This window comes from Lentzea sp. NPDC102401 (assembly GCF_044765805.1).
In the GTDB taxonomy this organism is placed as follows: domain Bacteria; phylum Actinomycetota; class Actinomycetes; order Mycobacteriales; family Pseudonocardiaceae; genus Lentzea; species Lentzea sokolovensis.
The window spans coordinates 75,041-94,113 of the sequence record NZ_JBIWKS010000020.1 but is presented as its reverse complement, the minus strand read 5'-3'; the positions used below and the strand labels follow the sequence as shown (position 1 = coordinate 94,113).

The window sequence follows — 19,073 nt, the reverse complement described above, 5'->3', positions numbered from 1 at the left end:
CCTCGTCTATTCCTGGCCGTGTCCGGCCGGCAGCGCGCTCGTGCGGCGATCGACCACGTGCAGCCCGGCGCGCAGGGGCGAGGCGTCGAACGCCTGCCCGCGGACGAACCAGTGGTGCAGCCAGTGCAGGGAGGCCAGCAGCGTGAAGGCCTGGTTCTCCTTGGTCCCGATCCGTTCGGCGGGACTGGTGAAGACGCGGTCGACCAGAGCGCGGGTGAACCGCGGGTCGAGCACGCCGATCGCGTCGAGCGTGGTCTGGTCGGTCAGAACGTCGCGGAACTCCGGCCAGGCACGCACGAAGGCCGCGCCGTCGGTCGCGCGGTAGGGGAACTTGCCCTTGTCGATGACCTTTTTCGGCAGCACGCCGGCGAAAGCGCGCTTGAGGAGGTACTTCTCGTCGAACGGGTCGCCGAAGCGGTGGTTGAGCGACGCGGCCAGCTGCACGACCGCCGGGTCCAGGAACGGGCAGCGGTTCTCGACGCCGTGGGCCAGTGCCATCCGGTCGCCCTGGGTGGAGAGCAGGTATCCCGACAGCAGGGTGCGGAACTCCAGCCACTGCGCCCTGCGCACGGTGTCGAGCGCGGCGTAGTCCGGTTCGGAGGCGACCATCTGTTGCGCCGCGGCGAACGGGTCGGTGGCGCCGCGCAGCAGGCGTGCGGCGAACCTGCCGTTCTGGAACCGCATCTGGTGCGAGAACAGTCCGGTCAGGTGCTCCTCGGTGAACTGCTGGTACAGCCCCAGCATCCGCCGGGGAGCGTTCTCCCCGGAGAAGTGCGGGAGGTACGGGTAGATCCGCGCGATCCGCTCCAGGCGGCCCTGCTCGTCGAGGTCGTGCCAGGAGTCGAGCAGCAACGCGTCCTTGAAGATGCCGTAGCCGAGGAACGCCTCGTCCGCGCCCTCACCGCTCATCACCACCTTGATCCCGGCCTCGCGCACCTTCTCGGCGAGCAGGTACATCGGCACGAACGCGGTCCGGAACGCGGGAACCTCCGCGTGCCTGACCGCGGCCGGGAACGCCTGCACCACGTCGTCGTCACGCACGTGCACGGACTGGTGGTGGGTGCCGAGGTCCGCGGTGACCGCCGCCTGCTCGGCGGACTCGTCGAACTGGGCGTCGTCGAACTCGATCGAGAACGTCCGCAGCGGGTGCTGCTGCCGCCCGGCCGCCAGGTGGGCGATGATCGAGGAGTCGAGCCCGCCGGAGACGTAGACACCGACCTCGACGTCGCTGCGCAGCCGCACGTCGACCGCCGCCGTCAGCTCCGCCCGCACCAGTTCGATCGCTTCTTCCTCGGAGTCCGGTGGCAGACCCGGCTCCAGGTCGAGCGTGGCCCACCGGCCTCGTTCGACCTCGTCACCGCGCAGGCACAGGAACTCCCCCATCGGGATCTGCTCGATGTCGCGGTACCCGCTCTGCGCCGGCAGCGGCGTCCAGGTCGCGAAGATCGACGCGAGCTGCTCGGAGTCGAAGGAGAACCGGAATCCCGGAACGGCCAGGAACGCCTTCATCTCGGAGGCGAACAGCCACTTCCCCTCGTGCCGGGCCACGAACAGCGGCCGCTTGCCGAACCGGTCGCGGACGAGGGTGAGCTCCCCCGTCAGCGAGTCGTAGAGGGAGAAGGCGAACGCGCCGTTGAACCTCCGCAGGCAGTCACGCCCCCAGGCGAGCCACGCCTGGAGCACGACCTCGGTGTCGGAGTCGGTGCGGAAGCGCATCCCGAGCCGGACGAGTTCCGCGCGCAGCTCGCGGTAGTTGTAGAGCTCGCCGTTGTAGCAGAGCCACCACCGGCCGTCCTCGCTGCCGACCGGCTGCGACCCGTGGGTGAGATCGATGATGCTCAGGCGGACCGTGCCCATCACGAGGCGGTCGTCCAGGTAGCACCCGGCCTCGTCAGGGCCCCGGTGCTCGATCTGGCGCAGCATCCCCGCGATCAGGTCCTGGTGCCCGGAGATCCCGTGGGCGCCTCCGTAGGCGCCTGCGATTCCACACATCCCCGGTCACCGACCGTCCACGACGGACAGCACGTGGGCCTCGACGAACTTCACGATCGCGCTGAGCGAGACCAGCACCTCGTCGAGCAACTGCTCGCCCAGCTCGAGGCCGTAGCGCTGCTGCACGTGGTTCATCAGCGAGATGTAGCCGAACGAGTCGAGCACCCCCGCCTTGAACAGGTCGGTGTCCTCGGTGATCTCGTCCCCGAACGTGAACAGCGCCTCGTTCTCCAGGTAGCTCTTCAGCTCCGCGGTCAGCTCGGCGGTCATGGGTTTGCTCCTTCGATCAGGTGAGCCAGTTCAGGCCAGTGGGCGCGGATGAAGAAGTGGTCGCCCGGCAGCCGGTGACGGACCAGTGGTTCGGTGGTTTCTCGTTGCCACGCGAAGATGTCCGCGTCGCTGAACGGTTCGAGGTCGCCGGTGACCACCGTGATCGGCACGTCCAGCGGCGCCTCCTCGTGGTGGCGGTACCGTCCGAGCACGGTGAAGTCCGCGCGCAGCACGCGTTCGTAGTGCGCCATGAGGTCCTCGTACTGGCGCAGCTGCTGCGGTACCCCACCGAGTTCGTCGAGATGCGCCCAGAAGGCGTCGCCGGTCAGCTGCCAGGTGTCCCGCTCCCGGCTGGGCACCGACGGCCCGCACTCGCCGGAGACGACCAGCCGCACCGGAGCGGGCAGGCCCTCCGCGCGGAGCTGCCGGCACACCCGGAACGCGAGCCTGGCGCCGAGACTGTGGCCGTAGACGGCGAACGGTTCGCCGTCGCGCAGGTGGTCCCGAAGCTGGCCGGTCAGGTCCGCGACGAGCGCGTCGGGATCGGTCACGAGAGGTGTCGAGTGGCGGCGTCCGCGGCCGGGCCGTTCCAGCGTCACCAGCTCGACGTCCCCGAGATGCTCGTTCAGCGGCCGGTAGGAGTTCTCGTCGCCGCCCGCGAACGCGATGGCGAAGACCCGCCGCGGTGTCGCTGTCTGCTGCACCGGCGCGGTCTCGATCTGGCGCACCATCCTGGTCAGCACTCCGTTTCCGCCGATTTCCCGGAATCGCGCCGCGGGCTGCGAGCGAAGTACCGCGAGGACGCTGTCCGACCAGCGCACGGGACCGTCGAGCTGGGCTGACAGCGTTGTCGCCACCTCGCCGTCGCGGTACGGCCGTGCGGTCGCGTTGGCGATCACGGTGCCGTCCAGCGGCGCGAACCGGAATCCGCGCAGGAACGCCGCGAACTCCTCCCGCGCCGGCTTCATGTACCGCGAGTGGAAGGCCGCGGACACGCGCACCTGGGCCACGCGCAGGCCCTGTCCCGCAAGGACTTCACGGGCACGGTCGATGTCGTCGGCCGGGCCGGAGAGCACGTTCTGCAAGGGGGTGTTGCGGTTCGCCACGTCCAGGGTCGTGAGCTCGTTCCCGGCGAGCAGCTCCTCGAGTCGCCGCACCGAGGCGCCCACCACGGCGAGCATCGCGCCGCCCCGTTCGGCCCCCATCAACGCGGACCGCTGCGCCACCAGCTTCAGGCCGGTCTCGAAGTCGAACGCCTTCGCGGCGAGCAACGCGTTGTACTCCCCCAGACTGTGCCCGAGCAGCACGCCGGCCGGCGGCTCGCCGCGATCGACGCTGTCCCAATAGGACAGTGCGTTCACCACGAAGACCGCGGGCTGCGTGTAGCGCGTGTCGTCCAGGCGGCCGTCGGGGTCTTCGAGGCACAGCCGCGCGATGTCGTAGCCGAGGACGTCGCTCGCCAGCGAGACGGCCCCGGGATATCGGTCGAACAGTCCCGCCCCCATCCCCTTGGCCTGGGTTCCCTGGCCGGGGAAGAGCGCGACGCCGCCGCCGTGCGTGACAGGCATTGCTGCTCCGCTTCTCGGATCAGTGAGTTCAGAGGAGTTCTCCCCGAATGCGGGGAGGAAAGACCGGCTCGATCGGCCGGAAACGTCGTCGCCAAACCGTTTTCGGGCATGGGTCTGCCGCGGTCTGAATTGAGGAATGTTTCGCCGATCAGAGAGGATCGGCCACGAACCGGGGCGGAGCGGCGACTCAGGCCGCGGTCGCGCCGGCCTGGACGGAGCCGGCGACCTGCGCGGATGCGGACGACAGCACCATGTTGGGTCCTTCGACCCCGGAGTCGGGACCGCCCAGAGCGATGACGGCCGCGACACCCAGGCTCATTCCGGTGTAGCGCGTGACGACGGCGAACCGCTTCACAGTTGAGTTCTTCAGCACTTTGTCACTCCCGTTCGCTCGACTGAAACCACTGTCGCAGCCGTGGTTCCCGATCCGTTCCTCCCCGGGATACCGCTTCAGTACCTATGCGGTAGGACCGGATCTGCGGGACGGCGGATCAGGTGAGAGCGCGACACCCCGGCCGCGATCCAGCAGCGCCTCCACCGTTTCCGGTGTCGGTCCCTCGGCCACCACGTACAAGGCACTGTCGGGCGCCGCGTGGGTGTGCTCCGCACCCGCGAACCAGCGGGCACTCGACGGACGCACCTGGCCACCCGCCAGCGCTCGGAAGAGTTCCGTCTGCACGTCGACGCCCGCCGCGATCTCGATGAGCCTGGCGATCGTCCTGGTCCCGAACCCGGGCCTGACGCTGACGACGCGGGGACCTCGTTCGGACAGCACGAGCGTGGTCTCCGCGGGCCCGAACTCGTAGCCCACCAGGTCGAGCACGGCCGCGACGGTCGCCCGTGTCTCCCTCGAAACGGGCTCGGCCAGCTCCGCCGGGTGCAGGTAGCGCACGCCGCCACTCGTCATCCACTTGGCCGTGGCACCGACGACGCGGTGCATGCCGTCCAGGGTCAGCGTGGTGATCACGACCTCGGGCCCGATGACGAACTCGGCGATCTCGAACGGCCCCTGCTCGGCACCGTTCAGCCATTCCGCCAGCTCGGCGCTGCGGCGCAGCACGACCTCTTCCCGTTGTCCCGAACGGATCATCACGGGCAGGCCGATCCTGGCGACGGCCTCGGAGACGTCCGCACCGGTGGCGGTGGCGCGGCGGATCATCGGATACCTGCTCGTGGCCAGCACCTCCGCGAGCCTGTCGTCCTCGGCGAGGATGCGGGCGGCACCGGCGGAGTCCGGAACCGTCTGTGCCGCCGGGAACCCGTCCGAGGCGAGGACGTGCGTGATGCGGTGGTCCTGGACGACTTTCGCGACGGTCCTCGTCACGGCGCTCTTGTCGTCCGGGTCGACCACGTCGGTGTGATCGGACGCCAGCGTCCCGAAGGCCTGCCGCTCGTCCTCCGCGATCACCAGCCGCAGATCGACTCCGCTCCGCACGGCCTTGCGCGCCAGCGACACCGACGGGAAACACAGCAGCAGCCGTATGTCCGCGTTCATCGCCGCATCGCGTTTCCGGTCCCATCGGACCGAGTGCTCGTACACCGCCGCTTCATCGTCGCGCTCCTCAGCAGATCGGTGAGGCCCAACGATTCTCCAAGGCCACATCAGCTGTCGACACCTGCTCTTCAGCCAGCGTGCCCTCAGCCGATACCGATCCGTTCCCGGTGGAACCCCGGGTGGGAACGAACCCCGGCAGCCGTCAGATACGCGCTCCCCGAGGAACGCCGAGGCTTTCGAACAGCGCGTCTGCCCGCTGCGCGAGCGAGCGGGCCCGCTCGTCCTCTCCCCGCCGGTCGCAGATCTCGGCCAGGCCGGCGAGTGCCCGTGCCTCCTCGATCCGGCACCCGATCCGCGTGGCGAGCGCGAGCGCACGTTCGTGCAGCGTCCACGCCTCGGCCAGTTCCGACTGAGCTCGGTGGAGACGGGCGGCCAGGTTGTCGATGACGATGCTCCGCAGCGGCGTCCACCGCACCTTCTGGTGGCCCAGCCCCAGCCCGAGCGCGGCGAACTGCCGGGCCTCGGCCGTGCGGCCCTGACGGTGGACGACCAGTGCCGAAAGGACATACACGAGCGCGATGTCGCCGGGGACCCCGGCGGTCAGGGTGAGATCGCGCGCGGTCGCCAGCAGTGCGTCCGCCCTGGCCACGTCACCCATCGCGAGGCGGGTCATCGCGAGGTAGGCGAGCGTGACGACCTCGTTCTCCTGGACGCCGAGCTCGCGGTTCAGCAGCAGGGCGCGCTCGCCGACGGCGATGGCCTCGGCGTACTCACCCCGTTGCTCGTGCAGGGTGCCGAGGTTGACCAGCGACTCCGCCTCCGCCCGTCCGGCGCCCAGCTCCCGCTTGATCCGGATCGCCTCCTCCAGCAACGTCCTGGCCTCGTCGTGCCGCCCGGACGTGAGCACGAGCAGGCCGAGCACCCCGGTGTCCTTGGCAACGCCCCTGCGGTCGTCGATCGCGTTCGCGACGGCCAGTGCCTCCGACACGGCCTCGATTCCCGCCTCCAACCGGCCGAGCTTCCAGTTCGCCACGGCCAGGTTCGACAGGCTGAAGCGCACCAGCTCGGCGTCGCCGACCTTCCGCGAGGAGACGACGGCCAGCCGCGCCACCTCGGCGAACTCCTCGAACAGGCCGTCCGCGTCAAGCAGGAACACGACGTTGCGGGCCAGCCGGACGACCTGGCTGTCGAAGCCGCGCTCGTGTGCCAGCACGAGTGCCTCGCGCAGGGTGGCCTGCTCGCGGTACGTCCACTTGCGGGCGGCCTCGTCGGTCGACATCCGGGGAAGCTCGAACGTCTCGGCGATCGGCGTGCCGCGCAGCACCGCCCTGCCGGGGAACAACACGTCGCACGCCTGGTCGGTGGCCCGCACGTAGTACTCGAGCAGGCGGGCGAACGCGGCCCGCGTCTCCGCCAGCACCTCGTCCCCGCTCTCCGCGTGGGTGAGCTGGCGGACGAAGCTGCGCACCAGGTCGTGGAAGGTGTAGCAGCCGATCTCGTGCTGCTTGAGCATGTGCGCGTCGAGCAGCACCTCCAGGACGGCCTCCGCGTTGAGCGCGGACATGCCCAGCAGCGCGGCCGACGAGTAGACGTCGACGTCACGACCCGGGCACACCCCGAGCATGCGGAAAGCGGTGCGATGCCGTGAGGCGAGACCTTCGTAGGACATCCGCAGCGACAGGTCCACGCCGCGTTCGCCGGACTTGAGCTCGTCCAGGAGCCGGGACTCGTCGCTCATCCGGTCGACGAGATAGCTGATCGGCCATCGGGGCCGGTTGCCGAGACGGCTGAGCGCGATCCGCAACGCCAGCGGCAGGTGCCCGCACAGCGCGACGAGTTCGGCCACCGCCTCGGGCTCGGCGGCCGCCCGGCGCCCGCCCAGCACCTGGGCGGCCATCGCCGCGCCGTCCTCGTTCGTCATCGTCCCCAGGGTCATCCAGTGCGCGCCGTCGAGGTCGATGAGGCGCGTCCGGCTGGTGACCAGCACCAGCGCCTGACCGCTCTGCGGCAGCAACGGCAACACCTGGGCGACGTCGCAGACGTTGTCCAGCAGGACGAGCAGCCGGCTCTCCGTCGTCATCGTCCGCCAGAGGGCGATCCGCGCGTCGGCCTCGGAGGGCAGGTCGTCGGTCTCCACGCCGAGCATGCCCAGCAGCTTCTCCGCGGCGACCTGCGGCGGCACCGGCGTGCCACCCGCCGTGTAGCCGCAGAGGTCGAGCGCGAACTGCCCGTCCGGGTAGTTGTCGGCCATCAGGTACGCGAAGCGCACGGCCAGTGACGTCTTGCCCACGCCACCCATTCCGTCGATCGCGACGACCTGCGGTCCCAGGCCCGCCGGTTCGCTGAGAACGCCCTGCAGCGCGGTGAGTTCGGGTTCGCGGCCGATGAAGTCCGTGAGGTCGTAGGGCAACGAGCGCAGGGCCGGCCGCGGCACCGCCTTGGCGACGGGGAGAGCCGGACTGTCGGCCACCGGCGCCTCGATCTGCGCCGGAGCACCGAGCGCCGGGTCGTTGCGGAGGATTCGCTCGTACAGCGCGGAGAGCTCACGGCTGGGGTCGATCCCGAGTTCCTCCGCCAGCAGCCGGCTGAGCTGCTGGTACTCGTTGAGCGCGTGTGCCTGCCGTCCGCAGCGGTACAGGGCCAGCATCAGCTGGGAGCGGAGCTTCTCCCGCAACGGGTTCGCCCCGACGTGTTCGCGGAGCTCACTCACGAGTTCCCGGGAGTCACCGCGCGCCAGGCGCAGATCGGTGAGCTGCTCGACCGCGTCGAGGTAGCGTTCACGCAGCGCGACCTCCGCGGTCTGGATGGCCTGGCCGCCGCTGCCCGCGAGCACCTCTCCCCGCCGCAGCGCCACCGCCGCCCGCAGGTGCGCCGCCGCTTCCTCCCAGCTCTGCCGGGAGGTCGCCCTACCCGCCTTCTCCAGCAGGTCCAGGAACACCTTGAGATCCAGCTGCTCGACCGGCAACTCGACCCGGTAGCCCGGTCCCTCGGTGAGGATCATCTCCCCGCCGGAGGGGATCAGTTGACGCAGCCGCGCGACCGCCTTGCGCACCTGGTGGGTGGCGGTGGCGGGTGGTTCCTCGTCCCACACGAAGTCGACCAGCTGCGAGACCGACATGACCTGCCCCACGTCGAGCAGCAGGGCGACCATGACACGTTCCTGGACAGGCCCGCCGAGGTGGATCCGGCGGTTGCCGGCCCAGCACTCCAGCGAACCGAGCAGGTTGATCCTCAGTCCCTGCTCACCCGCCGGCGGCAAGGTCGACGAGGGACCTTTCGACGTGCCGGTCACATCGTCACCTCACTCAGATCGGGCTCCTGCAGCCAAACGCGTTTCGATCAGAGAACCGCAATTCGAGGCCGATCGGGTTGCACCACAAACGAAGTTACTACGACACACGTTACAGATCGGCAACCAATACGAACACACCTCTCGGCACGGCACCGCCCGACCGGCAGTCACCCAATGCGCCACATGCCGTCTCACCAGGCAAAAGCGGCCTGCCTAATTCGCCTTTCAACTAGAGACTGGGAATTTGCCAGTTCTTCCTCCGCAAGGAAATCCTGGGAATACCCCCAAGAATTCGACACCCCCCGGAAAACTAGGGAAATCACTGGCATGAACGTGCTGTCAGGGCCCGAGCGGTTCGAGTCGGGCCGGCACGTGCTTGTGCCACGGCGTGCCGGCCCACTCGTCGCGGTCCTCCGCGGCGGTGAGTTCGTTGGGAGCGACGCCCGTGCGCTCCTTCACGGTGAGCCCGAGGCCGTTGGGCAGCGAGATGTGGCCTGAGCGCATGGTGTCGGTGGCGTCCACGGACACCTCCGCGCTGCCGCGCCGGGTCGTGAGCCTGACCCGGTCGCCTGTCGTGACACCGAGCCGCGTCGCGTCGGTGACGCTCATGCGCAGGCGGCCGTCCGGGTCGCGCCGTCGCCAGCCGGGGTCGCGCATGATCGTGTTGGCGGTGAAGGCGCGCCGTTCTCCCGCAGACAGCACGAACGGCCACTCCGGATCCTGCCGCGGGACGGGCCTCTCGCCCAGCGCGGCCACCGCGGCGAGCAGTTCCGGCACGGCGAGGGTGATTCGCTGACCGCGCAGGCGCCGCCACGAGACGTCGTACTCGTCGTCGGTGATGTGCACGCCGTGCCGGCCGTTGACGATCGCCTCGAACAGCCGCTCCCCCGCCTCGAGGCCGGACCCGTAGCCCGCCTTCTCGACTCCGGCCGGGTTCTTGCGGGCGCACTCGTGCGCGGCCATCCACAGCACAGCGGCCGCCGAGGCGTCGTGCGGCAGCGTCGGGCCGAGCGTGCGGTACAGCAGGACGGACGCGAGCCGCCGCTTCGCCGGATCCGCGAGGACGGTGAGGAACGCCTGCGCGAACTCGGCTCGTCCAGCGGCCGCGGCCGCACGCAGCGGTGCGTAGTCGTCTTCGGTGAGCGCGCCGGACGCCTCGACGAGACGAGCGTGGATCTCCGGCTCGGGCAGCACGCCCCGCGGTGCGGGCACGACGGGGTGCCGCAGGTGGAAGATGTTGCGCGGGAAGTCGAAGTTGAAGAACGTGGCCTCGAACTTCTCGAACTGCGTCGGCGCCGGCAGCACGTAGTCGGCCAGGCGTGCGGTCTCGGTCATCGCGACGTCGATGACGACCACGAGTTCCAGCGCGGCGAGCGCCTCCCGCATCCGGGCGGAGTCGGCCAGGGAGTGCGCGGGGTTCGCGCTCTCGACCAGCATCGCCCGGTAGCAGGCCGGGTGGTCGGTGAGGATCTCCTCCGCGATGACGTTGCACGGCACGAGGCCGCTGATGATCCGTGCGCCCGCGACGGGGCTGCGCGGGCCCTCGTCGCCGGCGTGCCCGCGGTCACGGCCGATCGGCACCAGGCTGGAGGGCACGTACTGGGCGCCCTGTTTGCCGAAGTTGCCGGTGAGCAGCCAGACCAGCTTCTCGACGTAGCTCACGAGCGTGGAGTCGCGGTTCATCTGGACACCGAGGTCCTCGAACACCGCCACGGAGTCCGCGGCGGCGATCCGGGCGGCGACCGCCCGCACCAGCGTCTCCTCGACGTCGGCGACGGCGCAGTAGTCGCCGACGGGCACCTGCCGCAGGACGGCGGTGACGGCGTCGAGGCCGTCCGTGTGCTCGGCGAGCCAGTCGGCGGCGATCAGGTCCTCCTGCACGAGCACGGCGGCCAGCGCCGTCAGCAGGTAGAGATCGGTGCCGGGCCTGACCTGGAGGTGGAAGTCGGCCAGCTCCGCCGTCTCGGTCCGCACGGGGTCGATCACGACCATCGACCGGGCCGGGTCCTTGGCGATGTCCTTGAGCACCGAACGGGCCCGCGGGAAGCCGTGCGACTGATAGGGATTCTTGCCGACGAACAGCGCGACCTCGCAGTGCTCGAAGTCCGCGCGGGTCATGGTGCCGAGCATGCGGGCGCTGACCCAGAACTCGCCGGTCTTCTCCTGCGCGAGCGCGGACGAGCGGTAGCGGCCGCCGAACGCGGCCATCGTGGCGGGCGAGTAGGCGCCGCCGAGGTGGTTGCCCTGCCCGCCGCCACCGTAGTAGAAGATCGTCTCCCCGCCGAAGGTGTCGCGGACCTCCCCCAGGCGCGCCGCGATCTCGCTGATCGCGGTGTCCCAGTCGATCTCCTCGAAGGTGCCGTCCGGCCGCCGCCGCAGCGGGTGCGTGATCCGGCCGGTGTCGCCGTTCTGGTGCAGGCCGAGGCGCAGCGCCTTGTTGCAGGTGTAGCCGGCCGACGCGGGGTGGAGCTTGTCGCCGCGGATCTTGTCGAACGACCGGCCGTCGTCACCGACGAGGATCTCGATCCCGCAGTTGCACTCGCAGAGGATGCAGGCGCTGGGTTTCCACATGGGCCAGGCTCCTAGTCTCGTCGCTCGAGCAGGGGCGCGATCTCGACGAGCACGTCGTCGAGCGGGCCCAGGTCACGGTGAGCGCGGCAGAGGATGATCGCACCCTCGATCGCGGACACGACCAACGTCGCCAGCCGCTGCGCGCGCTGTGCCGCGAAACCGTTGGCGGCCAGCGTCTTCGCGAGGCTGGCCTGCCAACTGGTGAAGATCTCCCGCACCAGCTCACCGGCGTCGGGGACGAGATCACGGCTGTCCATGGCCATCGCGGCGACGGGACAGCCCGCCCGGTAGTCGGTCTTGACCAGCGCCCGCTTCCAGAAGGCGACGAGCCGGTCCACCATCTGCCGGACGTCGCCCCCGGCCGCCGACTCGCTGACCATGGCGGCGATGTAGTCCCCGGCCTGACGGACCGCACCCAGGACCATCTCGTTGCGGCCACCGGGAAAGTGGTGGTAGACGGACCCCCGCGGCGCACCGCTGTGCGCCAGCACCGCGTCGACCGTCACGCCGGCCGCGCCGCGTTCCCGCAACAACAGCACCGCGCTGTCCAGCATGCGCTGCTTGGTGCCCCGCCTGCCCTGCCCGCTCATCGCGCCGTCCCTGATTCGGGAGTATGGCAGAGACCATAGTCGCTGCCACCGGCCGCGGCTACCCGTCCGTCACGCCGGAACCACGTCACTCCGCGCCCGCCCGAGCTGGTCGAAGTCCTCGTCGGGCAGCTCGACGTTCACCGCACCGGCGTTCTCCTCCAGGTGGCGCAGGGAGGACCTCGTGACGGCTTACTCCAACCGCCTGGACCTCGCATCGTCGCTGGTCACGGTGCTGGATCAGCTCCGACAGGCACAGGCGGATACCGCGACCACGGCTGACAGCGTCCGTTCGACCGGTCGCAGCGCCCGGCAGTGGCGGGTCAGTGATCGACTGAGCGAGGCAGACATGCGGCTGCTGGTCGAGGCGTTCGAGTCCGGCATTCCCAAGTGGAAGCTTGCCGAGCAGTACGGGGTGAGCGAGAGCAGCGTCAAGCGCCTCGTTCGGCGCCACCGTCAGCAGCAGGCCGCGCAGCTCGCTTCCGCCTGATCCCCTCGTCTCCCTCGGCTCCGCCACCTGCGGGTGGTCGAGCCGAGGGAGAGCAGGTTTCTCTGTTTCTCCTGAAGTACCAAACAACTTAATAACGAAAGGGGGTGATCCATGATCACTGCAAACGCGATGACGGCTACTACTAGAATAATGGCGACTACCCCGATAGTGCCGAATCCTTTTTGCGACTGTGTTTTCGACATAGATTGTCTCGTTTAAATTGATCTATGCCGGATTATGCGGGAATTGAGCCGATTTATGCAAGTCGGAAGATCACTCTAGGGCCGTACTGCTTTCAATACCGCATTCCACGGGTACGCGTCCATGACCTTGCCACCCATGCGCGGCGGGTGCGGTACGAAGCCGCCCTCTCCAAATAGCACGGTCACACCGGACTCGCGTAGTTCCTCGATGCTGCGCCGGAAGGGACGGGTGTTGGCAAGGGCGGTGTTCACGAACGGAAGTACAGCGATCGGCAGACCCAACCCGGTCAGCTCGGCGAGCTGCGTGAGCACGTAGGTGTCAGCGATGCCTGCCGCCCACTTGTTGATCGTGTTGTACGTGGCGGGAGCGACGATGACGGCCGTGGCCTTGGGGAGCGCGGGTTGTCCGGCGCGCTGGTGTCCGGTGCGGACGGGGTGCCCACTGAGCGCTTCGAGTGCTTCGAGATCGAGGAAGTGTTCGACAGCGGCCGGCGTGGCCACACACCACACATCCCACCCGTCAGCCTGCGCGAGCTTCACCATGCGGTCGATGTGGTCAGCAGGGCCAGCACCACAGATCATCAAATACAGGACAGGTGCGCTCACGCCTCAACTCCAGCTCGTTCAGCCATCTGACGCACGAGCTTGGCAGGCTCGCCCGTGGTGTTGTTCAGCAGAGACCGCAGCAGACCGTGTGCCAACGGCCGACAGCGGACTTCCTCTGGCGCGATCTGTTCAGCGCGTCCCAGCATCCGCACCGCTTGGCGGTAGTTGCCGACACCGGTATGGGCCTCGGTGAGATCAAGCATGTAGTTGGCCTGTCGTTCGGCCGACAACGCGCCCACGGCCCGCGCGCTGATCGTCGTCGCGAACTCCAAGGCCTGCCCACACTCGTGCAGTCGAACCAAGGCGGAGACGCGGTGAATCTGCGTGTTGGTGACGCCGAAAAAGGTGTGGTGGTCGTCGTAGTGCGGCTTGTACACGAGCGCGGCGGCAAGCGCAGCTTCGTGCATGTCACGAGCGAGATTGGCGTCGTCCTGGCCCGCCGCCGTGATAGACGCGGCCAGATACAACATGCCGTGGAGTGACAGGAGCTCGGCCGCGTTCGTCCGTACCTCACCCTGCATTCGGTCTGCCATAGCCAGCAACGTCACGATGGCCTGTGACTGCTCGTGGATGCTGGTCATGGCACGGGCAACGCTGCGGGTGGCGCGTGCGAGTGACCAGGTATCGCCAGCCTCCATCGCGGTGTGCATTGCTCGATCGGCAGCCAGCCAAGCAACGTCGTTGGCTTCGAACTTCAGCAGCATGGACGAAGCCAGTCGATACACCGTGACCAGGATGCGGTAGGCGGTCATCCGGTCGGTCTCTGGCGCAACCCGAACCGCGGCTTGCGCCTCTGCCATCAGCTCGGGCAGGTGGCGCGCAACCACCGTGAAACGCGACATGTTCCAGGCGTGGTCGAGGTAAGAAGCCTGACGCGTAATAGCCTCAAAATCGGTCACTGCCGTTGCTGCGTGCAGTCCGGGGTAGGCAGCAAGCGCCCGGCGAATAGCCTGGACTTCGCAGGCGTCGACACAACGACGCGCACGCTGATCGCGGTTGTCGTCCGTGAGCACATCCGGATCGACTCCGAGTACCTCAGCAACGCGCTCGATCATGGGCACGCGCGCTAGGGCGCGCTCACCGGACTCGACCTTGTCCAGCCACGAAGTCGATCGTCCGACCATGTCGGCGAACTGCTTCCGAGGCAACTTGCGGCGCTCACGCCAGTAGCGGACACGTTCGCCGATGTGTTCCTCGGCCTGATCCATACTCACCTCACCTGAGCTGCGCCAACAGCCCTCACTGTACCCATTCTGAAGTCGCACATTTTGTACAAGTTGTCGCGCGCAACCGCCTTAGCGTCGAACTCAGGCACCTGGACGTTGGCGGCACTCCCGGACGGGGGCGGGCGGGGTTTCTCTCCCTCGTACCTTGCCGACGCAACCCCGAAAAGCCCTGGCGTTCAGGTGCCGCCCATGCCCGCCACGCTGACGACAGAGGTATGCGCTGTGATGCCCTCTCCCGCCGACCCGACGACTGGCGGACAGCCGCAGAAGGTGATGTACGGCTACATCCGTATGGAAGAGCCGGACGAGATCGAGATTGCCTTGCTGCGTAAGCAAATGGCGGTGGTCGCAAACGCGCACGGGTGTCGACTAGGAGCGGTCTTTATTGATCGGCGCGTGCCAGCGGACGCTGTGGCGCGGATCGGCTTCACGGCCTTGGTCGACGTACTGACGTTCCCCGACACCCTTGGCGTGGTTGTCCCGACGCTCGATGACCTGTCGACGCAAAGCGGCCTGCGGAAGGTGCTGACCGCCCGCATCACGAGCACGGCTTCCAGACTGTTCGTCTTGAGTGGGAACGGCGTCTCGGCGTGATCCGCATCGTCTCCACGCTCACACAGCGGTTGGCTCCCGGTAACGAGGTCTACGGCTACATGTGGGCCGCTACCGATGCGGTCGGCCCGCTGCTGAACGGGCGGCTGACGCTGAAGCGCTGGGCGGTCGACCACCAGTTGGTTCTGGGCACGGTGTGTGCTGATGCTGGCGTGCAGGCTCCGCTTAATCGCCCAGGGTTCCGCGCCTTGCACCGCCTGGTGAGCCTCCATCGCCCGGCAGGCGTCGTCATGCCGTCGCTTACGCACTTGTCGACCTTTCACGGTGAGGCACTGGGCGCTGCGGTACTCCTGCGACAACAGGGCTGCCTGCTGTTCGTCGTTGAACCGAGCACTGCGGATGTCCGAGACGCCCCCATGACGCCCACCCTCCCGTGGTAGCCGGACATGGCGCGTGCACAGAAGCCCAAGAAACCGCCAGTGGAGCAACTGCGCGCGGTGACGGTGCAACTCACCGCCGCCGAGCTGGCGGCGATCAGCCGTGCGGCAGTCGTTGTGACCGCCTCCGGCGAACCGGCCTTTATCAACGCGGCCGAGAGCGCACTGCGCAAGCTGCGTGACGCGGCGGCCAAGCATCCGGATTCCCCGCGAGCAACACTTGGACAGACGCGATGAGTGGACGATCTTCGGCGGCAGTCCAGGCTGTCGAGTCAGCGAACACCCGATGCACGGCCAAGCATGACGGCTGTCGACCGGGCAGCGTTCCGGTGGCCGAGCTGCTGGAGCGCGAGGCGAAGCGCGGGCAAGCGCTCCGGCTGCACTGGCGGGAGCAAGACCTTGATACGCAAGGACTTGCGCGCCCGCTGGACGATGACGACTGGCCGACCGGCATCCTGCCGAAGATCCCCGCCATGCGCGGCGAAGAGGTCACTGCGGATTCGGTCGGCGAGCTGCCCCAGCGGCCCCGCGACACGGTCTTTCCGGAGCCTGACGAGACGGACGGACCGCTGTGGTTCCAGCGTGATCCGGCGCTGCTGAGTCAGATTCTCGACGGTCTGCGGAAGCTTGCTTAGACCGGTATGCGGTAGGTCGGTAGCTCCTCTTCGAGCCAAGCCGGATCGAACGCCAGACCGGTGACGCGCTCGACTGCTTCAAGGCTTGCAGACTTCAAGCGCTCCAACGGAAAGTCCTCCGGCTCCACCCAACCGGGAAGCAGGTCGTTCGCTCCGGCAGGCAGCCCGATGAATGTGGGGTCAAAGCGGCCGGTGATCTGGCCGTCAGTGGCCTGGAGAAACTGGTGGCCGCTCGGACTCCAGTACAGCGAGAGGAACAACCCGTCGGGGCTGGAGAGTTTGCGGGCTACCTCCGGCGCGTTGCCGATCCAGCCGTTCGGCTCGATCACGAGCGCGTAGTCCCGGAAGTGCTTCACCTGCATGACGACGAACGTGTCTTCGTGCTCACCGCGCCACATGAAGGCGGCGTCGAACGTCAGGGACTCGGGCGCACTGTCGTCGACTCCGTACGCGTCGCGCAGTTCGTCGTCTGTCCGGCCCTGGATGACCGCCAGTGTCCAGGCGAGGTCGTAGGCCACGTCTGCCCAGGCGTAGTCGCTCACACGAGGCATTGTGCCTGATCCTCCATCCCCCGGCTGGGCCGCGGCGCCACACCAGAAGGCGTCCGGTTCGTGCCGCTGCTGCCGGCACCCCGACGACGCGTGTTCGCCTTGTGGCGCAACAGCACCACGAACCGCCCCGCGTGCCGGGCGGCGCTGCGCGCACTGCAGGACGCCGCCCTGCGGTGCGACACCTGACCAGCGTCATATCCCGTAGCTGAAGTGAAGCAGGCCGACGAGTTCTTCGTCCTCGTCCACGAGTTCGATGCACGAAATGCCGCTGGCGCTGTCGTACGACGGGAACAGCATCACGTTCAACCCGGTCTCCGGGTCGACGACCTCGCTGGGCCACGGCCCCTTCCGGTGCACGCTCTCGCTCGACAGCACCGCCTCCTTGAGCCGGGCGAAGGTCTCTCCCGTGACGAACGAGCCGGCCTTCTGACTGGCCAGGCAGGTGTAGTTCTCGATGGTCATGAGGCCTGCCTGGTCGTGCCGCCAGGTGGCCTCGGCGAGTTTCTCCGGCCCGGCCAGGGCGATGAAGACCACGCGCACGTCGTACCGCGTCTGCCCGGTGTCGTCGCCGTAGTCGTCGATCCCGACGAACACCGGGTAGGTCCCGGGCGGCACGTCGTAGCTGTCCTCGCCGAACGGCGTGTCGTCCGGCGTGGACCAGACGACCGGCCCGTCCACCACCAGGTCACCCGCACGCTCGATCCACTGGGGCAGGGCACCGCACGGTGAGTTGGCGTCCGCCCAAGCCCAGTTCCGCTTGATGAGGTCCGGCACGAAAACGTCCATGTCCATGAGGAACCTTGGCACGGCCGCGAATCGGGCGAGCAGGTACTCCTTTCGCGAACCCTGAGCTGATCCGGGAACTGCTCGGCCCGGTCAGGGTGGGACGGGTGGCGACGCCACCAGCCCAGCAGTGCGGCCAGGACCAGGCAGCCGCCCGGGCCCCCACGCCCGTCCACGGAGCCCGGTCGTGCAGCAGGACGGCCGCCGCGACGAGCACGACGTAGACCGCGCAGCCGACGAGCCAGAAGCGCACCCGCCGGGCCTTGGTCGCACGGTCGGACATCAGAAGGATCCTTTCAGTCCTGCGACGGAACCTGCGCGGATTCCGTCGGGTCAGTGGTGTTGCCGGGTCCACCCAGGCGTAGTTGGACAGGGTGGGCGAACTACAGCCCAGGCCCCGGAACCGGCGCGCCCGCACAGCTGCCCGTCGACGTGCGGCCGGTGTCGAAGAACGTCACCGCGGCCTCGGCACAGGGCAGGTCCTGCAGCGAGCCGTGGGCGTCGTCCTCGATCGTCATCAGGTCACCGCCGACGCGGCCGCGCATCTCCAGGGCCCAGCCGATCGGCGTCACCGGTTCGTACAGGTGGGCGACGAGCTGCACGGGGCTCTTGCCGGCCTTGAGGTCCCACGGCTTTCCCTCCGTCGGCCAGCCGACGCAGCGCTGTTCGTAGATCCCGAACCGGCCGGCCACCGGGAAGCGTTCGGCGCGTTCCTCGCGGTGGCGCCACACGGTTTCGAAGTCGCGGGCGCTGGGTGAGTCGTTGCACAGCAACGCGGTCTGCGGGAACGGGTCGTAGCGGTGGACGTCCGCGTCCCAGCCGAGGCCACCGGGCCGTTTCGGTGCCGTTGCCGGTCCGTTGTCCTTGATGGACCTGAGCTGTGCGGCGAGGCCTGCCCATTCCTTGCGGGGGTTGGCGTACATCATGTTCACGGTGTCGCCGTCGACGACGGTGCCGTCGGGCATGGTGCGCGGATGGGCGGTCAGCTCGGCCCGCAGGTCCAGCAGTGCCTGTGCGACAACGGTCTGGGTCGCTCCGAGGTGGTAGACGGTGTCGTAGCGGGCGATCCAGGCGGCGAACTCGTGGAACGTGTTCTCCCCCGCGGTGGCCTGAGCGTCGTCCATCGTCTTCATGTCGAGCACCGGCGGCACGACGGAGTCGAGCAGCATCCGGTCCACGCGGTCGTCGAACAGCGTCCGGTACGTCGCGCCGAGCCCTGTGCCCCAGGAGATCCCGTAGTAGCCGATCTTCGTCTCGCCGAGCGCCTCGCGGATGACGTCCATGTCGCGGGCCACGTTCTGGGTCGTCATGGAGCGGGCCAGGTCCGGGTCGCGGTCGAAGCACTCGCGGTTGCGCTTGGCGTCGCGTTCGGCGGAGAACCGGGCGCGTTCCTTCGGGGACAGCGACGGGTTCGGTTGCGTGTCGTCGCGTTCGCACGGAACGGCGGTGCTGTAGCCGATGCCGCGCGGGTCGAAGCCGATGAGGTCGTGACGGACGTTGAGCCCGCCGGCCCTGCTCGCGGCGAGATGACGCGGCATCGTCACGCCCTGCTGGCCGGGGCCGCCGGGGTTCACCAGGATCGCGCCGGTCCTGTCGCCGGTGGCCCTGAGCCTGCTGACCGCGATCTCGATCTGCCGCCCGCCGGGGTTCGCGTGGTCGAGCGGTACCCGGACCATCGCGCATTCGGTGCGCGGGTCGTCCGGACTCCACCCGGCGGCCACCGCCGAGCACGGTTTCCAGTCAGGATGCTCAGCGGCGGAGGCGACGCCACCCACGCAGAGCGCGGAGCCCATCAAAACGACTACGGGCAGCATG

18 protein-coding genes are annotated in these 19,073 nt (G+C 68.6%); 5 read left to right on the top strand and 13 right to left on the bottom strand.

Features of this window, described 5'->3' with window-relative positions:
• Positions 1 to 6: 6 nt before the first annotated feature.
• The 8 genes from asnB to ACIRG5_RS44580 all read right to left on the bottom strand — a co-directional run bounded on the left by asnB (position 7) and on the right by ACIRG5_RS44580 (position 11,778).
• Entirely contained in the window at positions 7 to 1,992 is a 1,986-nt protein-coding gene (gene asnB / locus ACIRG5_RS44615) for an asparagine synthase (glutamine-hydrolyzing) (protein WP_402916877.1), read from the bottom strand.
• Between the two features lie 6 nt (positions 1,993 to 1,998).
• Positions 1,999 to 2,262, bottom strand: coding sequence for an acyl carrier protein (locus tag ACIRG5_RS44610; RefSeq protein ID WP_319979276.1), 264 nt, complete (start codon positions 2,260 to 2,262; stop codon positions 1,999 to 2,001).
• Positions 2,259 to 3,830, bottom strand: coding sequence for an alpha/beta fold hydrolase (locus ACIRG5_RS44605; protein WP_402916875.1), 1,572 nt, complete (start codon positions 3,828 to 3,830; stop codon positions 2,259 to 2,261). Before ACIRG5_RS44605 ends, ACIRG5_RS44610 begins: the two co-directional genes overlap by 4 nt.
• Before the next feature lie 187 nt (positions 3,831 to 4,017).
• On the bottom strand, positions 4,018 to 4,203 hold the full coding sequence (locus tag ACIRG5_RS44600; protein WP_402916873.1) for a hypothetical protein: 186 nt from the start codon (positions 4,201 to 4,203) through the stop codon (positions 4,018 to 4,020).
• An 84-nt stretch (positions 4,204 to 4,287) separates the two neighbouring features.
• Entirely contained in the window at positions 4,288 to 5,325 is a 1,038-nt protein-coding gene (locus ACIRG5_RS44595) for a hypothetical protein (RefSeq protein ID WP_402916871.1), read from the bottom strand.
• Between the two features lie 202 nt (positions 5,326 to 5,527).
• A complete protein-coding gene (locus ACIRG5_RS44590; protein WP_402916869.1) occupies positions 5,528 to 8,617 on the bottom strand; it encodes a BTAD domain-containing putative transcriptional regulator in 3,090 nt (1,029 codons plus the stop codon).
• Positions 8,618 to 8,956: 339 nt separating this feature from the next.
• The gene (locus tag ACIRG5_RS44585; RefSeq protein ID WP_402916867.1) at positions 8,957 to 11,188 is read right to left on the bottom strand and encodes a molybdopterin-dependent oxidoreductase; all 2,232 of its coding nucleotides are present in this window, start codon (positions 11,186 to 11,188) and stop codon (positions 8,957 to 8,959) included.
• An 11-nt stretch (positions 11,189 to 11,199) separates the two neighbouring features.
• Complete coding sequence (locus ACIRG5_RS44580; protein WP_402916865.1) at positions 11,200 to 11,778, bottom strand: TetR/AcrR family transcriptional regulator; 579 nt, start codon at positions 11,776 to 11,778, stop codon at positions 11,200 to 11,202.
• A 181-nt stretch (positions 11,779 to 11,959) separates the two neighbouring features.
• On the opposite strand from ACIRG5_RS44580, the gene ACIRG5_RS44575 reads away from it, so the two are divergent.
• A complete protein-coding gene (locus tag ACIRG5_RS44575; RefSeq protein WP_402916863.1) occupies positions 11,960 to 12,265 on the top strand; it encodes a hypothetical protein in 306 nt (101 codons plus the stop codon).
• 278 nt (positions 12,266 to 12,543) lie between these two features.
• Here the strand turns inward: ACIRG5_RS44575 and ACIRG5_RS44570 are convergent, their stop codons facing one another.
• A complete protein-coding gene (locus ACIRG5_RS44570) occupies positions 12,544 to 13,074 on the bottom strand; it encodes a flavoprotein (protein WP_402916861.1) in 531 nt (176 codons plus the stop codon).
• Positions 13,071 to 14,282, bottom strand: coding sequence for a helix-turn-helix domain-containing protein (locus ACIRG5_RS44565; protein WP_402916859.1), 1,212 nt, complete (start codon positions 14,280 to 14,282; stop codon positions 13,071 to 13,073). Before ACIRG5_RS44565 ends, ACIRG5_RS44570 begins: the two co-directional genes overlap by 4 nt.
• A gap of 207 nt (positions 14,283 to 14,489) precedes the next feature.
• Here ACIRG5_RS44565 and ACIRG5_RS44560 point away from each other — a divergent pair, with 207 nt between their 5' ends.
• From ACIRG5_RS44560 to ACIRG5_RS44545, 4 genes are all read left to right on the top strand, one after another.
• Positions 14,490 to 14,894, top strand: a complete 405-nt coding sequence (locus ACIRG5_RS44560; RefSeq protein ID WP_402916857.1) for a hypothetical protein — start codon at positions 14,490 to 14,492, stop codon at positions 14,892 to 14,894.
• Positions 14,891 to 15,292 carry a hypothetical protein gene (locus ACIRG5_RS44555; RefSeq protein ID WP_402916855.1) on the top strand — a complete coding sequence of 134 codons (402 nt, stop codon included), beginning with the start codon at positions 14,891 to 14,893 and terminating at the stop codon, positions 15,290 to 15,292. Before ACIRG5_RS44560 ends, ACIRG5_RS44555 begins: the two co-directional genes overlap by 4 nt.
• Before the next feature lie 6 nt (positions 15,293 to 15,298).
• Positions 15,299 to 15,526 carry a hypothetical protein gene (locus tag ACIRG5_RS44550; protein ID WP_402916853.1) on the top strand — a complete coding sequence of 76 codons (228 nt, stop codon included), beginning with the start codon at positions 15,299 to 15,301 and terminating at the stop codon, positions 15,524 to 15,526.
• Positions 15,527 to 15,618: 92 nt separating this feature from the next.
• A complete protein-coding gene (locus ACIRG5_RS44545) occupies positions 15,619 to 15,924 on the top strand; it encodes a hypothetical protein (RefSeq protein WP_402916851.1) in 306 nt (101 codons plus the stop codon).
• Here the strand turns inward: ACIRG5_RS44545 and ACIRG5_RS44540 are convergent.
• From ACIRG5_RS44540 to ACIRG5_RS44530, 3 genes are all read right to left on the bottom strand, one after another.
• Positions 15,921 to 16,466, bottom strand: coding sequence for a hypothetical protein (locus ACIRG5_RS44540; RefSeq protein ID WP_402916849.1), 546 nt, complete (start codon positions 16,464 to 16,466; stop codon positions 15,921 to 15,923). The two genes, ACIRG5_RS44545 and ACIRG5_RS44540, sit on opposite strands and share 4 nt — an antisense overlap.
• Positions 16,467 to 16,667: 201 nt before the next feature.
• Positions 16,668 to 17,267 carry a hypothetical protein gene (locus ACIRG5_RS44535; RefSeq protein WP_402916847.1) on the bottom strand — a complete coding sequence of 200 codons (600 nt, stop codon included), beginning with the start codon at positions 17,265 to 17,267 and terminating at the stop codon, positions 16,668 to 16,670.
• A 374-nt stretch (positions 17,268 to 17,641) separates the two neighbouring features.
• Positions 17,642 to 19,072, bottom strand: a complete 1,431-nt coding sequence (locus ACIRG5_RS44530; RefSeq protein ID WP_402916845.1) for an alpha/beta fold hydrolase — start codon at positions 19,070 to 19,072, stop codon at positions 17,642 to 17,644.
• Position 19,073: the final 1 nt, after the last annotated feature.

Excerpts from the sequence above, each read along its gene's own strand:
- asnB (WP_402916877.1), bottom strand. The coding sequence starts at position 1,992 with ATGTGTGGAATCGCAGGCGCCTACGGAGGCGCCCACGGGATCTCCGGG.
- ACIRG5_RS44610 (WP_319979276.1), bottom strand. The coding sequence starts at position 2,262 with ATGACCGCCGAGCTGACCGCGGAGCTGAAGAGCTACCTGGAGAACGAG.
- ACIRG5_RS44605 (WP_402916875.1), bottom strand. The coding sequence starts at position 3,830 with ATGCCTGTCACGCACGGCGGCGGCGTCGCGCTCTTCCCCGGCCAGGGA.
- ACIRG5_RS44595 (WP_402916871.1), bottom strand. The coding sequence starts at position 5,325 with ATGAACGCGGACATACGGCTGCTGCTGTGTTTCCCGTCGGTGTCGCTG.
- ACIRG5_RS44585 (WP_402916867.1), bottom strand. The coding sequence starts at position 11,188 with ATGTGGAAACCCAGCGCCTGCATCCTCTGCGAGTGCAACTGCGGGATC.
- ACIRG5_RS44580 (WP_402916865.1), bottom strand. The coding sequence starts at position 11,778 with ATGAGCGGGCAGGGCAGGCGGGGCACCAAGCAGCGCATGCTGGACAGC.
- ACIRG5_RS44565 (WP_402916859.1), bottom strand. The coding sequence starts at position 14,282 with ATGGATCAGGCCGAGGAACACATCGGCGAACGTGTCCGCTACTGGCGT.
- ACIRG5_RS44560 (WP_402916857.1), top strand. The coding sequence starts at position 14,490 with ATGCCCGCCACGCTGACGACAGAGGTATGCGCTGTGATGCCCTCTCCC.
- ACIRG5_RS44550 (WP_402916853.1), top strand. The coding sequence starts at position 15,299 with ATGGCGCGTGCACAGAAGCCCAAGAAACCGCCAGTGGAGCAACTGCGC.
- ACIRG5_RS44535 (WP_402916847.1), bottom strand. The coding sequence starts at position 17,267 with ATGGACATGGACGTTTTCGTGCCGGACCTCATCAAGCGGAACTGGGCT.
- ACIRG5_RS44530 (WP_402916845.1), bottom strand. The coding sequence starts at position 19,072 with ATGCTGCCCGTAGTCGTTTTGATGGGCTCCGCGCTCTGCGTGGGTGGC.